At 51.7% G+C, this 15,898-nt stretch carries 12 protein-coding genes; 5 read left to right on the plus strand and 7 right to left on the minus strand.

Features of this window, described 5'->3' with window-relative positions:
- Window positions 1–32: 32 nt before the first annotated feature.
- Window positions 33–1,406: a multidrug efflux MATE transporter MdtK gene (mdtK, locus tag WC5_RS05750; RefSeq protein WP_001174972.1), complete on the minus strand. Its 1,374-nt coding sequence runs from the start codon at window positions 1,404–1,406 to the stop codon at window positions 33–35.
- A 215-nt stretch (window positions 1,407–1,621) separates the two neighbouring features.
- Here mdtK and WC5_RS05745 point away from each other — a divergent pair, with 215 nt between their 5' ends.
- On the plus strand, window positions 1,622–2,248 hold the full coding sequence (locus WC5_RS05745) for a riboflavin synthase (protein ID WP_000493959.1): 627 nt from the start codon (window positions 1,622–1,624) through the stop codon (window positions 2,246–2,248).
- 48 nt (window positions 2,249–2,296) lie between these two features.
- On the opposite strand, the gene cfa is transcribed toward WC5_RS05745, so the two are convergent.
- Window positions 2,297–3,445: a cyclopropane fatty acyl phospholipid synthase gene (gene cfa, locus WC5_RS05740; RefSeq protein WP_000098915.1), complete on the minus strand. Its 1,149-nt coding sequence runs from the start codon at window positions 3,443–3,445 to the stop codon at window positions 2,297–2,299.
- A 289-nt stretch (window positions 3,446–3,734) separates the two neighbouring features.
- The gene (gene punC, locus WC5_RS05735; protein ID WP_001182342.1) at window positions 3,735–4,946 is read right to left on the minus strand and encodes a purine nucleoside transporter PunC; all 1,212 of its coding nucleotides are present in this window, start codon (window positions 4,944–4,946) and stop codon (window positions 3,735–3,737) included.
- Between the two features lie 112 nt (window positions 4,947–5,058).
- Here punC and punR point away from each other — a divergent pair, with 112 nt between their 5' ends.
- Entirely contained in the window at window positions 5,059–5,991 is a 933-nt protein-coding gene (gene punR / locus WC5_RS05730; RefSeq protein ID WP_000269488.1) for a DNA-binding transcriptional activator PunR, read from the plus strand.
- Here the strand turns inward: punR and purR are convergent.
- Window positions 5,988–7,013, minus strand: a complete 1,026-nt coding sequence (gene purR / locus WC5_RS05725) for an HTH-type transcriptional repressor PurR (RefSeq protein WP_000190978.1) — start codon at window positions 7,011–7,013, stop codon at window positions 5,988–5,990. The two genes, punR and purR, sit on opposite strands and share 4 nt — an antisense overlap.
- Window positions 7,014–7,310: 297 nt before the next feature.
- On the opposite strand from purR, the gene cydH reads away from it, so the two are divergent.
- Together cydH and WC5_RS05715 are read left to right on the plus strand one after the other, a co-directional pair.
- Complete coding sequence (cydH, locus tag WC5_RS05720; RefSeq protein ID WP_000102278.1) at window positions 7,311–7,400, plus strand: cytochrome bd-I accessory subunit CydH; 90 nt, start codon at window positions 7,311–7,313, stop codon at window positions 7,398–7,400.
- Between the two features lie 165 nt (window positions 7,401–7,565).
- Window positions 7,566–8,735 (plus strand): MFS transporter, encoded by a 1,170-nt coding sequence (locus WC5_RS05715; protein WP_000701068.1) that lies wholly within the window; start codon window positions 7,566–7,568, stop codon window positions 8,733–8,735.
- Between the two features lie 237 nt (window positions 8,736–8,972).
- On the opposite strand, the gene sodB is transcribed toward WC5_RS05715, so the two are convergent.
- The gene (gene sodB / locus WC5_RS05710; protein ID WP_000007278.1) at window positions 8,973–9,554 is read right to left on the minus strand and encodes a superoxide dismutase [Fe]; all 582 of its coding nucleotides are present in this window, start codon (window positions 9,552–9,554) and stop codon (window positions 8,973–8,975) included.
- A gap of 127 nt (window positions 9,555–9,681) precedes the next feature.
- Window positions 9,682–10,509 (minus strand): peptidoglycan DD-endopeptidase MepH, encoded by an 828-nt coding sequence (mepH, locus tag WC5_RS05705; RefSeq protein WP_000101159.1) that lies wholly within the window; start codon window positions 10,507–10,509, stop codon window positions 9,682–9,684.
- Between the two features lie 334 nt (window positions 10,510–10,843).
- On the opposite strand from mepH, the gene grxD reads away from it, so the two are divergent.
- Window positions 10,844–11,191, plus strand: a complete 348-nt coding sequence (gene grxD, locus WC5_RS05700) for a monothiol glutaredoxin 4 (protein WP_000108172.1) — start codon at window positions 10,844–10,846, stop codon at window positions 11,189–11,191.
- 49 nt (window positions 11,192–11,240) lie between these two features.
- Here the strand turns inward: grxD and WC5_RS05695 are convergent, their stop codons facing one another.
- Window positions 11,241–15,854 (minus strand): ATP-dependent helicase, encoded by a 4,614-nt coding sequence (locus WC5_RS05695; RefSeq protein ID WP_016231689.1) that lies wholly within the window; start codon window positions 15,852–15,854, stop codon window positions 11,241–11,243.
- Window positions 15,855–15,898: the final 44 nt, after the last annotated feature.

Here is a 15,898-nt window from a genome sequence, read left to right on the forward strand (position 1 = left end):
AGGCGCAATCTGTGAAGGTTGCGCCTTGTTTTTTAGCGAGCTGCGCGTTGCAGAATGATGTCTGATGGCAGACGTTGCAGGAAACGCATACGCAGCATCATCATAATAGCGGCAGAAGTCAGGCCAATAATAAAGCCGATCCAGAAACCTGCTGGCCCCATTGGCTCAACCACCAGATCGGTCAGCGCCAGAATGTAGCCGCTCGGCAAGCCTAATACCCAGTACGCCGTAAAGGTAATATAAAAAATCGACCGCGTATCTTTATAACCACGCAAAATCCCACTGCCGATAACCTGTATGGAGTCAGAAATCTGATACACCGCCGCCAGCAACATCAAATGTGCCGCCAGCGTTACGACCTCAGGATTATCGTTATACAGCAGGGCAATCTGCTCCCGTAGTGAAACCGTGAAAATGGCCGTCAGGGTTGCCATACAGACACCCACCATAAGCCCGGTCCGTGCAGCGGTTTGTGCATCCAGCGTTGAGCCCTGACCCAGACGATAACCAACACGGATGGTTACCGCTGCGGCCAGCGACATTGGAAGAACGAACATCAACGAACTGAAGTTCAGTGCAATCTGGTGGCCTGCCACATCGATAATACCGAGTGGAGATACCAACAGCGCCACTACAGCAAACAGTGTCACTTCAAAGAACAACGCCAGCGCGATAGGTAGACCAAGCTGCACCAACCGTTTCAATGCGGCAGGATCGGGTTTAGCGGTGCCTTTTTCGTTGCGGATATCGCGCATGGAACGGGCATGTTTAATATAAGAAACCATGGCGAGGAACATCACCCAATACACAGCCGCCGTCGCTACACCACAACCGACGCCACCGAGTTCAGGCATTCCGAAATGACCATAAATAAAGATATAGTTAACCGGAATGTTCACCAGCAGGCCAATAAAACCCATCACCATCCCAGGTTTGGTTTTTGCCAGACCTTCACACTGGTTACGCGCGACCTGGAAGAACAGATAGCCCGGAGCACCCCACAGCAGTGCACGCAGGTAACCTACCGCTTTATCGGCGAGTGCCGGATCGATATTTTGCATGGAGCGGATGATATAACCCGCATTCCACAGAACCACCATAATGAGCACTGAGACAAAGCCGGCTAGCCAGAAACCTTGTCGTACCTGATGCGCTATGCGTTCACGGCGACCAGAACCATTCAATTGCGCAATCACTGGCGTCAACGCAAGCAGCAGTCCGTGACCGAAAAGAATAGCCGGGAGCCAGATAGATGTACCAATGGCGACCGCCGCCATGTCGGTGGCGCTATAGCCGCCCGCCATGACAGTATCGACAAAACCCATCGCTGTTTGGGCGATTTGCGCGAGAATCACCGGGATTGCTAATGCTAATAACAGACGCGCTTCACTGATATACTTCTGCACGTGAACACCTTTTATATTGTTGTTATATGAGAGACTAAAAAGCCGCCTGAATGGGCAGCAAAAAGAAGAAGCAGGGGAAATTCAGTCTATTGTAGCGAGGATTTATTAATTCTCCAGTGAAAAAATAACCATTCAGCCCCCTTTACTGGTAAGGGTGTTTCCCACCTGCTATTGTGCTGAACAGAATGCCTTAACTGATTTCAGGAGTTGTAAGTATGTTTACGGGGATAGTGCAGGGCACTGCAAAACTGGTGTCGATTGACGAGAAACCAAATTTTCGTACTCATGTGGTTGAGTTACCTGACTATATGCTGGATGGTCTGGAGACCGGTGCGTCTGTGGCACACAACGGTTGTTGCCTGACCGTGACGGAAATCAACGGTAACCATATCAGTTTTGATCTGATGAAAGAGACGTTACGCATTACTAATCTTGGCGATTTACAGGTTGGGGATTGGGTAAACGTTGAGCGTGCGGCTAAATTCAGTGATGAAATTGGCGGACATTTAATGTCGGGTCATATTATGACCACCGCTGAAGTGGCGAAAATATTAACCTCTGAAAATAATCGCCAGATCTGGTTTAAAGTGCAGGATAGTCAGTTGATGAAATATATCCTGTACAAAGGATTTATCGGGATCGACGGTATTAGCCTGACCGTGGGCGAAGTAACGTCAACACGTTTCTGCGTGCATTTAATTCCGGAAACGCTGGAACGTACCACTCTCGGTAAGAAAAAACTCGGAGCGCGCGTCAATATTGAAATCGATCCACAAACTCAGGCAGTGGTAGATACGGTAGAACGTGTGCTGGCGATGCGGGAAAAGGCGTTGAATCAATAACGGACTGAAATATGATATCGCCCCCAAACGGGGGCGATAGAATAACATTTAGCGTGCAACCCGAAGGCCGTTTTCGACTCCTCGAGAGAACACCACTTGCCAGAGCTGAATATCACGGGCGCGGAAAGCACCAGCGCAAGCATTCAGATAATAGGTAAACATCCGTTTAAAGCGTTCACTGTAATTATCCGCAATTTCCGGCCATGCGGCGAGGAATCGCTCATACCAGGCCATCAGCGTGGTATCGTAATCGGCGCCAAAGTTATGCCAGTCTTCCATCACAAAGTGTGGTTCGCTGGATTGAGCGATCTGGCGCACGGAGGGCAGGCAACCGTTCGGGAAAATATATTTATTAATCCACGGATCAACATTCAGATCGGTTTTTTTCGAGCCGATAGTATGTAACAGGAAAATACCTTCCGGTTTCAGATTGCGATCCACCACCTCAAAATAGGTGTTGTAATTTTTCGGCCCGACGTGTTCGAACATTCCCACTGAAACAATGCGGTCAAATTGATCGTTCAGATCACGGTAATCTTGCAGCAAAATGGTGACATCCAGACCTTCACAGCGATCCTGAGCCATTTTCTGCTGTTCAGCAGAAATGGTGACACCTACCACGCTTACGTCATAGTTAGACGCCATGTAGTGCGCCAGTCCGCCCCAGCCGCAGCCAATATCCAGTACACGCATCCCTGGCTTCAACTGCAATTTTTCGCAGATCATTTTAAGCTTCGCTTGTTGGGCAGATTCCAGATTATCGGCATCTTTCCAGTAAGCGCAGGAATATTGCATGAAGGGATCAAGCATACGGCTGAACAGGTCATTACCCAGATCGTAATGCTCTTTGCCAACTATCCAGGCACGTTTTTTACTCTGCAGATTGAAGAGACGAGCGCCTGCGATGCGCAGAGTGTCTTTGAAATGATGGGGGAGTTGGTTTTCGAGACCTGCGCGTAAGACTTTGCTAAAAAACATATCCAGTCGTTCACATTCCCACCAGCCATCCATATAACTTTCGCCTAACCCCAACGAACCTTCCTGTAGAACGCGCTTAAAAAAATCGGGGTTTTTAACACGAATATCCGCCGGGGCAGAACCGTTGATGGCTATACCGGCGCGGCTAAGTAATTCGTTGGCGATTCTGTACCAGTTGTCATCCGGTACGCTGACTTCTTCTATACACGATGAACTCATAGTTTCTCCATCACTGGTCGGTGATCAGAACCTTAAAACAGCGTAGACGCTTTTTGGGCTTTGTGAGAAATCTCGCAGAAAATCTGCGAGTCTATAATCCGACGTAGAACAGAGGGAAAGGAGGAACCCTTGCCGAAATGACCATCCATAGCAATCCGGGAACGCTCCTGTCCCCGTAAAAACATAATATTTATCGTAATCTTAACAACTGGAAATTAGTATAGGCCGCTAATTTCAATCATACAACAAAATTTTGTTAGCAGCCTAAGTATAAAGATGTCGATATAGATCAATGTGATTCGCTATGAGCGACTTCGGCATTGCCATGATTCTGGCAACCAGGTTCTTCACAACGTTGCATCATGTAACCCAGAGAAGCCAGTACCACGGTCGATAACATCACGCAGGTGGTGGTGAGCAGTGGTGTGCTAACGCTGATGAGCCAGGAAACCACAAGGCTTGCGAGGAAGCACAGTCCCAGTTGCAGTGTGTTCTGCAATGCTGCGGCGCGGCCGGTCGCATGTGGGAAGGGGCGCAGCGCCTGCGCGACAACAATCGGGTAGATTGCACCGTTGGCAATAGCCATCACACAGAATGGGATCAGAATTTCGACCAGCGAAACATGGCTAATGAAGCCAGCAGCCCAGGTCGCCACGACGCTGACAGCAAACAGCGCCAGCAGCCACGGTAATAATTGTTTGCCTTGCCATTTCTGCAGTGCTGCGCGACAGCCATAACCACCAATCAGAAACGCGATGGTTTGTGGTACATAACTTAAACCAATGACTGCCGGGCTGTAGCCCATCTCGCTAAGGATGAACGGTGAACCGGTCAGCCAGGCAAAGAAACTGGCTGAACAGGCCGCATAAATCAGCACGTTGCCGCGATAGGTTTTTGAACGCAGCAGATCGGTAAAGGTCAGTCCATCCTGACTGTCGTTACGTGCTTTAGTCGTAGGTTTAAGCCAGAAAATGGGCAGAATAAGCACCACGGTAATGGCAAATAAGGTCGCGAAAATCGCCTGCCAGGAAAAATGAACCAGCAGCCAGCTACCTAAAAGAGGAGCAAGGGCAGGAGAGAGTCCCACTAATGGCATGATAGTGGCGAAAATACGATTCACTTTTTGTGAAGGATAGTAATCCGTCACCAACGCCTGCCAGATAACTGCGGCGGCACAGACACCAACCGCTTGCACAAACCGTAATACCAGCAGAGTGATGGCGTTATCCACCCATAACATCCCCAGACTACCTAATGCAAAAATTGTCAGGCCGATTAATAACACCGGTTTACGACCATAACGGTCGGAGAGCGGCCCCCACAGAAGTTGGGCTGCGGCAAAACCGGCAAGGAACAGACTAAGGCTGGCACTGACAGCAGACGCAGGCGTTTGCAAATCGGCCTGAATGGCGGCGAAAGCGGGCAGATACATATCGGTTGCCAGAAAACCGAGTACGCTCAAACCCGCCAGCCAGACTAAAAATCTTTTCCCAGGTTGCATGTATATTCTCTAAATTTCTCAATTAAACACCGTCGCAAAGTGTAGGGAGTGAAATTCCTGTTGTGAAACGGTAATATTTGATGACTGGTTTCAAAAATTTTGCAGGCAAACTATGTGGTCTGAGTATTCTCTCGAAGTGGTTGATGCGGTAGCGCGTAATGGCAGTTTTAGTGCTGCGGCTCAGGAGTTGCATCGCGTTCCTTCAGCGGTCAGCTATACCGTGCGTCAGCTGGAAGAGTGGCTGGCGGTGCCACTTTTTGAACGGCGTCATCGTGATGTGGAACTGACCGCTGCCGGGGCGTGGTTTCTCAAAGAAGGGCGCTCTGTTGTCAAAAAAATGCAGATCACGCGCCAGCAATGTCAGCAGATTGCGAACGGCTGGCGTGGTCAGTTAGCTATTGCGGTGGATAATATCGTCAGGCCAGAACGTACACGGCAGATGATCGTTGATTTCTATCGCCATTTTGATGACGTTGAACTTCTGGTATTTCAGGAAGTATTCAACGGTGTCTGGGATGCGCTTTCTGACGGGCGCGTGGAACTGGCGATTGGCGCGACACGAGCGATTCCGGTGGGCGGTCGTTACGCCTTCCGTGATATGGGGATGTTGAGCTGGAGTTGTGTTGTTGCCCGCCATCATCCGCTTGTGTCAATGAATGGACCATTCAGCGATGATACGTTGCGCAACTGGCCGTCACTGGTGCGCGAAGACACCTCACGGACGCTACCCAAACGTATTACCTGGCTACTGGATAACCAAAAGCGCCTGGTTGTACCGGACTGGGAATCATCGGCAACGTGTATTTCGGCCGGGTTATGCATCGGTATGGTGCCGACACATTTCGCCAAACCGTGGCTTAATGAGGGGAAGTGGGTAGCACTAGAACTGGAAAATCCATTCCCTGATTCAGCATGTTGTCTGACCTGGCAGCAGAATGATATGTCGCCTGCTTTAACCTGGTTGCTTGAGTATCTCGGCGATAGTGAGACGCTGAATAAGGAGTGGCTGCGGGAGCCTGAAGAGACTCCCGCAACGGATGATTAACGACGATAGTCGCGGAACGGGCCATCAGCCACGGAGCGACGTTCAATCAACCGTGGATGAACTTCAATTGACTGCGGTTCTTCGCGTTTGTTGACGATACGATCCAACAGCATATTGAACGCCGTTTCACCCAGCGAATCTTTTGGCTGATGGATAGTGGTCAGTGCCGGGGTAAAGTAGCGAGCATTGCGCACGTTATCATAACCGATCAGCGAAACATCCTGCGGGACGCGCAGACCCATTTCATCAGCGGCACAGAGCGCGCCCATCGCCATAATATCGCCGCCACAGAAGACTGCGGTAGGTCTGTGCGGTTGCGACAGGATTTGCTGCATGGCGCGATAACCTGACTCAGGCTCAAAGTCACCTTGCACAATCCAGTTTTCCGGCACCTTGATCATGGCTTCTTCCATTGCTTTCATAAAGCCCGCCAGACGGCCTGCACCGGTGTTACGCTCCAGAGGACCAGGAATAACGCCGATTTCGCGGTGACCGCGTTCAATCAGATAGCGCCCGGCCATATAACCGCCTTCAAAAGCGTTATCGATAACCGCATCGGTAAAGTCTGCTTTTGCTTCACCCCAGTCCATCACCACCATCGGGATATGGCGATACTCTTCCAGCATCGCCAGCAACGGTTCCGGATACTCAGAACACATCACCAGCAGGCCATCGACGCGTTTTTGCGCCATCATCGACAGATAAGCCCGCTGTTTCTCAAGATTGTTCCACGCATTGCCCAGAATCAGCGTGTAGCCTTTCTGGAAGCAATTTTTTTCTACCGCTTCAATGATCTCGGCGAAATAGGCCGCTTCGCTGCTGGTCGCCAGCAAACCGATAGACTTGGTGTGGTTGACCTTCAGGCTACGCGCCACCGCGCTAGGGGAGTAGTGTAATTCTTTGATCGCTGCCCACACGGCATTGCGCGTTTCTTCAGCGACAAAACGTGTTTTGTTGATTACGTGTGACACAGTTGTAGTGGAAACGTTTGCTCGCTTCGCTACATCTTTTATTGTTGCCATTCCATTTCACTCCAGACCCTAACTTCAGCTCCTGCAAAATCGCAAGGTAAACGTTTGCCTTTACACACCTTACGCACAACAAAAGTGTTGCGGTACGCCGGGAAAATGACACAGAGCGTCAGGAAGGGGTCAATGGCCAGTACGCAAATAATGTAAGCGTGGAATTTTGGCCGATCTTGATGAAAAGGGGAAGTAGTAAAAACACTTATCATTATAAATGGCGGGAGATTTTTTCATCACAGTATGTAAAAATGCGTAATATCACTTTTTGTGGGGTAATAAAAAGGAGAAAACTTGATGAGCACCGACCTTAAATTTTCACTGGTAACAACCATTATCGTTCTTGGTTTGATCGTGGCCGTGGGTTTGACTGCCGCGCTGCACTGATTTCCCCTCGAGGGAGCGCGTTCTCCCTCACATCTCCTTCCTCTTTGTTAGCAAATTGGCAAAAGTGTTTTCTCTTTTTGTTATTTTCATTCTTTTGTGATTGATGTCATGCTTTCGCCACTTTGATGAACATCGCGTGATGACGCGAAGAGGTGGAGATTAGGCATGAAAATTAACTATCCGTTGCTGGCGCTGGCAATTGGCGCGTTTGGTATCGGGACAACGGAATTCTCGCCAATGGGCTTGTTGCCCGTTATTGCGCGTGGTGTGGATGTCTCGATTCCAGTTGCCGGAATGTTAATCAGCGCCTATGCGGTTGGCGTGATGGTTGGCGCGCCATTGATGACGCTTCTGCTTTCTCATCGTGCCCGCCGCAGTGCGCTGATTTTCCTGATGGCGATTTTCACCCTCGGTAACGTACTTTCTGCCATCGCACCGGATTATATGACGCTGATGCTTTCACGCATTTTAACCAGTCTGAATCACGGGGCGTTTTTTGGCCTGGGGTCTGTCGTGGCAGCAAGCGTGGTGCCAAAACATAAACAGGCCAGCGCAGTTGCCACTATGTTTATGGGCTTAACCCTGGCGAATATCGGTGGCGTTCCGGCGGCAACCTGGCTTGGGGAAACTATTGGCTGGCGTATGTCATTTCTGGCAACGGCGGGGCTGGGTGTGATTTCAATGGTGAGCCTGTTCTTCTCGTTACCAAAAGGTGGCGCAGGAGCGCGGCCTGAAGTGAAAAAAGAGCTGGCGGTACTGATGCGTCCGCAGGTGCTGTCTGCATTGCTGACGACGGTGCTGGGCGCTGGTGCAATGTTCACCCTCTACACCTATATTTCTCCGGTACTGCAAAGTATCACTCACGCAACGCCGGTGTTCGTGACGGCAATGCTGGTGCTGATTGGCGTTGGGTTCTCTATCGGTAACTATCTCGGCGGTAAACTGGCAGATCGTTCGGTCAATGGTACGCTGAAAGGCTTTTTGCTGCTGTTGATGGTGATTATGCTGGCGATCCCGTTCCTGGCACGAAATGAGTTTGGCGCGGCAATCAGCATGGTGGTGTGGGGCGCGGCAACCTTTGCGGTCGTACCGCCGTTGCAGATGCGTGTGATGCGTGTCGCCAGCGAAGCTCCGGGTTTGTCTTCATCAGTAAATATTGGTGCCTTTAACCTTGGAAATGCGCTGGGTGCCGCAGTCGGTGGTGCAGTGATTTCCGGTGGTCTGGGATACAGTTTTGTGCCGGTGATGGGGGCGATTGTCGCGGGACTGGCATTGTTGCTGGTGTTTATGTCAGCCAGAAAACAACCTGAAGCAGTTTGCGTTGCCAACAGCTAATAAAACAAAAACGCAGAAGGCTAACCTTCTGCGTTACAGTTTGCAGGCAAAGTGCGATTTATCTTGCCGGATGTGGTGTTAACGCCTCATCCGCGTTTGCATGAAAAGACGCGTTAAGCGTCGCATCAGGCATCGCTTATCGGATGCGGCGCAAGCACCTTATCCGACCTGGATTGATGAACCACGTAGGCCTGATAAGCGTAGCGCATCAGGCAATGCTGCATTTGCCATCAGTGATTATGCGGCGAGATTTTTCGCTACGAATTCCCAGTTTACCAGCGCCCAGAAGTGCTCCAGATAACCCGGACGTGCATTGCGATAGTCGATGTAATAAGCGTGTTCCCAGACATCAACGGTCAGCAGTGGAGTTGCATCGGTGGTCAGCGGAGTACCCGCGTTAGAGGTGGAAACGATAGCCAGTTTGCCATCGCTGTTTTTCACCAGCCAAGTCCAGCCAGAACCAAAGTTTTTGATCGCAGCATCAGTAAACTGAGCTTTGAAATCAGCAAAGCTGCCAAAAGAAGCGGCGATAGCTTCAGCCAGTTCACCAGTAGGTTCGCCACCCGCGTTCGGCGCCAGGCAGTTCCAGTAGAAAGTGTGGTTCCAGACCTGAGCGGCGTTATTGAATACACCACCTTCAGAGCTGCGAATAATCTCTTCCAGTGATTTACCTTCAAACGCAGTACCTTTGATCAGGTTGTTCAGGTTAGTGACATAAGTCTGATGATGTTTGCCGTAGTGATACTCGATAGTTTCCGCAGAAATGTGCGGTGCCAGAGCATCTTTAGCATATGGTAGTGCAGGTAATTCAAATGACATTGCTACTCTCCTTTATTATTAATTGGCATACGTACAATAGCCTTATTGTGCGTATGGATAGGGTAGCAAATTAAAAGGTGATACAAAAGATGAACTTACCCTGTTGCCGTAACAACAGGGTAAAGTTTTAGCGAAGTGTTTTTGGGGTCATCACCCGACGAGCACCAACATAGTGGCGTTGCCAGTAATCTTCACTTAACGAAGTGATTTTAATTTCCTGACCACTGCGTGGTGACTGAATAAATTTGCCGTTGCCGACATACACGCCAACGTGATCGGCGGTTCCGCGCCCCTGAGTGCGGAAGAAAACCAGGTCGCCGTTTTTCAGTTCGCTGCGATCGATCGGCGCGGCATCACGCAAGTGATACATTTCGTTAGCCGTACGTGGAATACGGATCTTCACCAGATCTTTATACGCATAATAAACCAGCCCGCTGCAATCAAAACCGGTACGCGGTGAGCTGCCGCCCCAGCGATATGGTTTGCCAATTTGCTGCATCAGCTTATTCATAGCCACTTTTGTGGCTTTCTGTACTTTGGCTTTATGCGCGTCGGCGATGGTTCCCTGTGTGGCATTTTTGACTTTCACGCAACGCGACTTATAGCCTTTACGTTTGGTGCACTTTTCCGTAAAGCTGGCTGACGCCGTTTTATTGACGGCTTGTTTGCTGCGAGTTTTGGCGTTTTTAGAAGCAGTAATGGAGGATTTTTTAACGGAAGAAGCAGTTTTATTTTTAGTAGTACTTTTACTGGCGGCTTTTTTCGCTGTTTTCTGGCTGGCTTTATTGGCCTTTTTGGTGGTTGCCGTGCTTTTCTTTTTATCTGCTTTTTTGGTGATGTGAGTGGTAGCAGAACTCTCCCTGGCTTGCTTTGAAGCATGTGCCATAGGCGTAAAAGGCAGGGTAGTAAAAAGTAAAGCACAGAGCGTGATCGAAATACGGTTTATCCGCGCCACTGAGCGTCCCTCTGTTAAGGCAGGTCTATCATGCCTGCGTCTGATTTACAAAACTTGATGATTCTAATGCATAGAAGAAGAGAAAGTTAATAGCTTTTATTGTTAAAAAATACGTTTCGTCGGCGAACGCAAAAAAATGCAGCAGGCAAAGCTAAAAATGGTTATAAAAACACCACGTTGTTGCGTGCCAGAGAAGAAAAGAATATTTGAAATGCAACATTTAGAGCAAAGGGATAAAATAGCAAAAGCGTGATGAAAATGTTATTTTCCGTTGCCGCACTGACCCGCTACAATGTCAGATTACTGCCGTAAAGAAGTTTGAGGAAGCAAGACAATGAGCACCACTATCGAAAAAATCCAACGCCAGATTGCTGAAAACCCGATCCTGCTGTACATGAAAGGTTCACCGAAACTGCCGAGCTGCGGTTTCTCTGCCCAGGCAGTCCAGGCGCTTGCCGCATGTGGCGAACGTTTTGCCTATGTTGATATCCTGCAGAATCCGGACATTCGTGCGGAACTGCCGAAATACGCTAACTGGCCGACTTTCCCGCAACTGTGGGTTGACGGCGAACTGGTAGGCGGCTGTGATATCGTGATCGAAATGTATCAGCGTGGCGAACTGCAGCAGCTGATCAAAGAAACTGCCGCTAAATACAAGTCTGAAGAGCCGGACGCGGAGTAATCCGTCCTGCAATACTGACGGATGCAAACAAGCATCCGTCAGTCCTTTTCTATCCCCAATCCAGCCCTTGTGGTGAACTTGAAAATCCCGCATCACGCAGCAGCGTAAACATCGGCGTTTGCCGGACGGGTTGATCATTTACTTCTGTCAGCGTAAAGCGCAGCCGTGGTTCGCGACGCAGCGCGGTGGTCAGCGCCTGTAAAACCTCTGGCGCGAGTAATTCCTCTTTTTCCTGCCAGACCAGCATTTTTTTGCCACCTTGCGCCAGATAGATCAACAATTTGCCGCCGGAAATGACCACCAGCGCACCCGCCCGACGCGTTGGCACCAGCGTTGCCGGATGTGCAGGCCAGGGCAGGATATTTCCCCACACATTAGCCGGATCGTTGGCAGAGAGCGCCACTGGCGTGAATTGCTGCGGTTGGCTGGCGGCGGCGAGATCGCGCAATCGGTCAATAGTCAGGCGATCAGCAAATTGCGCGCCGCCCAGACCTTCAACAAAACGACCACGCATAATTCGCCCCGAATCTTCCATGCTGCGACAAAGCGTTTGCATTGATGGAAACCCGCCAGGGATATTCTCGGCTATCACCGCCTGGCGACTGACGATGCCGTAGCGGTCGAGCATATTCTCCGCCAGCGCCAGCATTCTTTCAGTATCGTTCAGTGGCTCCACCTGTAATAACGACCAGCGCCCAGCCAGTTTCGGCGTGTTGTAAGATACCAGCGGCGAGATGGGCAACGTATAGGCAGGACGTCCACGCCGAGCCCGGTGGCTGCGGCGAGCTGAGGCGCGCGCGCTGGTACTGCTGCGGGCGAGGGCGCGTAACGGTGCCCAAATATCGCTGGTAATGACGCCCTGCCAGACCAGCTCCCATAACGCTTCTTGCAGGGGCGACGCATCTACCGGTTGACCGATTTTCTCGCCTACCCGTTGACCGATTTGTTGCGCAAACCAGGCACCACCATCAGCCAGAACCGCGATAATTGCTTGCTGAATCGCTGAACGTTTCGCGTGATCATTTTCTACTGGTGTTAACGATTCTGCGGCATATTCCTGCAAATGCAGAGCCACCAGACCGTCATCATCCCCCAGTCTTTTTTGCCCCGACCAGATAACTGCGCCGGTTGCCAGCAGTTCATCAAGCATTTCTGGCGAATAGTCGCGCACGCGGGCTGGCAGGATCTGGCTTTCCCAGAGTGAGGCGGGTAAACCAACACCGGCAAGTTGTTCGATAACCCGCATAACGCCATCCACACCCTCATAAACGCCTGTAGACGTTGTGGCAAAGAGCGCCGGGCTGCCATCGGTGGCGGGTAACACGCCCTGACGTTCCAGCAGCAATCGCGCATAGACTGTAGACGGAACTGGACGCGTCGCTTCTCTGGCAGCCTGCAGCGAGCGTAAGCGCAGACGACGGAAAACTTCGTCACTCACCCAGACGTCTTGTTGCAGATTCATCATCAACCCTTGCTCGCGCAGTTGCTGAAGTTGCTCTTCGACAATGGCAATACCGAGGCCAAAATCACGGGCAAGTTGTTCAGCCGTGACCAGGGCATGAGTCCGCAGATAGCGTAGAAAGAGATCGCGAAGCGGGGAATTTACGCGATGCAGGTAGATTTCCGGTAGTGAGTGTGGCAGCTGTACACCGAGGGCGTCCCGTAGCCTGGCGGCGTCATCCATGCAGGCCAGGTGCTTCTGACCTACAATCATTGCCAGGAAGATTCGTTTTTCCGCGAGAAGATTTTCCACATACGTCTCAATCTCTTCACCGCTGCCTGTATGCCGTTGTACCAGATCTTCAAACGTCATTGGCCCCAGTTCGCGTAGCAGGTCAAACAAACCTTCTTCACCTTTCGCTTTTCTGCCAGCCGCTAGTCGCTGTAACTCTTCTTCCACCTGGCGAATGACCTGCGGGTCGAGTAATTCACCCGGATCGACCTGACCGAGTAGATTGCGCAACAGCTCGCTGTCCAGCGACAGTACGGACGCCCGGCGCTCTGCCAGCGGGGCGTCGCTCTGGTACATAAACTCCGCGACATAGCCGAACAATAAACTGGCGGCGAAAGGCGAGGGCGTAGCGGTCGTTACATCGGAGATTTGTATTTCGCCACCGTTCAGGCGACGCATCAAACGTTCCAGCGCGGGAAGATCATAAACATCTTGCAGGCATTCGCGCAGGGTTTCGAGAATGACTGGAAAATCAGGATAACCCTGGGCGATTTCCAGCAACTGGCTGGCTCGTAGTCGTTGTTGCCACAGTGGCGTGCGATGCCCCGGCGTGCGACCAGGCATCAGCAATGCCCGCGCGGCGCATTCACGAAAACGGGCAGCAAAAAGCGCCGAGCTGCCCACCGCTTCACGGACAATTTGCAGCAACTTTTCCGGCTCAAACAAGAAAATGGCAGCATCAGGCAATTTGCCATCGGTGTCAGGAATGCGCGCAACAATACCGTCATCACTGGCAACGACTGAGGCGTCTGCGCCCCATAGCGCATGTATTCGCCCGGCAATCGCCAGCGCCCAGGGTTCATGCACGCGTCTTCCATAGGGAGAGTGCAAAATAATACGCCAGTCGCCAATTTCATCACGGCAGCGTTCGAGAACCAGGTGACGGCTTCCGGGGACAACGCCCGTTGCGTTTCGCTGCTCGTCAATCAGCCCCTTAATATTGGCGAGAGTATTTTCTTCCGCCAGCCACGGAGGGATATTCGCGGAAAAGAACGCGCCATCCGCCAGCAAATGGAGAAAATCGCCGATCATCTCGCCTAATTCAGCGGGACGTCCGCTACCTTCACCGCGCCAGAAGGGAAGTCTGGCGGAGCGTCCGGGCGCAGGCGTCACAATCACCTGATCGCGGGTGATTTGCTGGATCCGCCAGGAGGTAGCCCCGAGGGTGATAATGTCATTCACCCGCGATTCATACACCATCTCTTCATCCAGTTCTCCTACCCGACGAGATCCTGCCTGTTCTTCACCTGCCGGCAATAACACGCTGTACATGCCACGATCCGGAATGGTGCCACCGCTGGTCACCGCCAAAAGTTGGGCGCCAGGACGCGCAGTTAATATTCCACTTTCCCGATTCCAGATAAGTTTTGGGCGAAAAGTGGAAAAATCACCAGAAGGATAGCGCCCGGAAAGCATATCCAGCGTGGCGTCAAAAACGCGCCTCGGCAGATCTTTCCACGGTGCGGCACGGCGCACGCGGGCGTACCACTCATCAACCTGTAAGGCGTCCATCGCCGCAGCGGCAACAGTTTGCTGCGCCAGAACGTCGAGTGGATTATGCGGTGGTGTCAGGCTTTCCAGCTTGCCAGCGAACATACACTCCACAATAACTGCGGAATCGACTAAGTCACGCCGGGTACGGGGGAAAAAAAGCCCTTTGGAGATGCCTCCAACCTGGTGTCCGGCGCGCCCAATGCGTTGTAACCCGCTGGCGACAGAGAGCGGCGTCGCCACCTGAATCACCAGATCCACCGCGCCCATATCAATCCCCAGCTCAAGACTGGAAGTGGCGACCACGCAGCGTAATTCGCCCGATTTCAGCGCCTGCTCGGTTATCGTCCGTTGTTCTTTAGAGACGGAACCGTGATGCGAACGAGCAATAAAAACGTCGCCACTTTGCACGCGGTTAGAGGTTGCGCCGGAGGTAGACTCAAAATTTGCCGCATCAACGGCGATAGTCGGGGCACGCTGTAATCGTGCGGCGTAAAGCTCATTTAATCGTGCCGTCAGTTTTTCCGCCAGTCCGCGAGAATTGGTGAAAACAATGGTTGAGCGATGGCGCAACACTTCATCAAGAATGCCGGTTTCAATATATAGCCAGATTGATCCCTCTCTGCCTGCGTGGCCCTCTTCTCCGGTGCCGATGGCGACCGATGAGACATCATCCATATTGGCGACCGGTACGACAATCCGTATCTGCGGATGGCGCATTGCGGGAGGGTTGACTATCGTAACCGGGCGATCGCCACCCAGAAATTCCGCCACATCGCTGACCGAGCGCACGGTGGCGGAAAGACCAATTCGTTGTGCAGAGGTGTTTAGCAACGCATCGAGTCGCTCCAGGCTCAGTGCCAGATGTGCGCCACGTTTGCTGCCTGCCACGGCATGGACTTCATCAATAATCACCGTTTCGACGCCGCGCAACGTCTCGCGCGCGCGGGAGGTCAGCATCAGGTAGAGTGATTCGGGCGTGGTGATCAGAATATCCGGCGGATTACGGGTCAGTTTGCTGCGTTCCTGTGCGGGGGTATCGCCAGTGCGGATCCCCACGCGAAGATTGACTTCCGTTTCGCCACGCCGCCGCCGCTCATCCGCAATGCCCTGTAACGGGATCTGTAAATTGCGCTGAACGTCGGTGCCTAAGGCTTTAATCGGTGAAATATAGAGGATGCGCGAGGTTTTACGCTTATGCGCCTCGCTGGCGTTGTCTCCGCCTTCGCGGAAGAGTTGATCGAGGGCGTAGAGAAAAGCTGCCAGCGTTTTCCCGGAACCTGTCGGTGCAATCACCAGCGCATGTTCACCGCTTGCCGTCACGCTCCAGGCTTGTGACTGGACAGTGGTCGGCTGTTTAAAGGCGCGGAAAAACCAGTCGCGGGTCGCCGGTGAAAAAACGTCCGGCAGCGGCGATGAAGGATTTGGGTTATCTGCCATTAACGCTATTCCCCGTGAATATCATGCATGATGCGTGGAATAGC

It is taken from the genome of Escherichia sp. KTE114 (genome assembly GCF_000407765.1).
Classification (GTDB): Bacteria; Pseudomonadota; Gammaproteobacteria; order Enterobacterales; family Enterobacteriaceae; genus Escherichia; species Escherichia ruysiae.

Coding starts and splice junctions, on each gene's coding strand:
- WC5_RS05745 (WP_000493959.1), top strand. CDS start 1,622: ATGTTTACGGGGATAGTGCAGGGCACTGCAAAACTGGTGTCGATTGAC.
- cfa (WP_000098915.1), bottom strand. CDS start 3,445: ATGAGTTCATCGTGTATAGAAGAAGTCAGCGTACCGGATGACAACTGG.
- punC (WP_001182342.1), bottom strand. CDS start 4,946: ATGCAACCTGGGAAAAGATTTTTAGTCTGGCTGGCGGGTTTGAGCGTA.
- punR (WP_000269488.1), top strand. CDS start 5,059: ATGTGGTCTGAGTATTCTCTCGAAGTGGTTGATGCGGTAGCGCGTAAT.
- purR (WP_000190978.1), bottom strand. CDS start 7,013: ATGGCAACAATAAAAGATGTAGCGAAGCGAGCAAACGTTTCCACTACA.
- cydH (WP_000102278.1), top strand. CDS start 7,311: ATGAGCACCGACCTTAAATTTTCACTGGTAACAACCATTATCGTTCTT.
- WC5_RS05715 (WP_000701068.1), top strand. CDS start 7,566: ATGAAAATTAACTATCCGTTGCTGGCGCTGGCAATTGGCGCGTTTGGT.
- sodB (WP_000007278.1), bottom strand. CDS start 9,554: ATGTCATTTGAATTACCTGCACTACCATATGCTAAAGATGCTCTGGCA.
- grxD (WP_000108172.1), top strand. CDS start 10,844: ATGAGCACCACTATCGAAAAAATCCAACGCCAGATTGCTGAAAACCCG.
- WC5_RS05695 (WP_016231689.1), bottom strand. CDS start 15,854: ATGGCAGATAACCCAAATCCTTCATCGCCGCTGCCGGACGTTTTTTCA.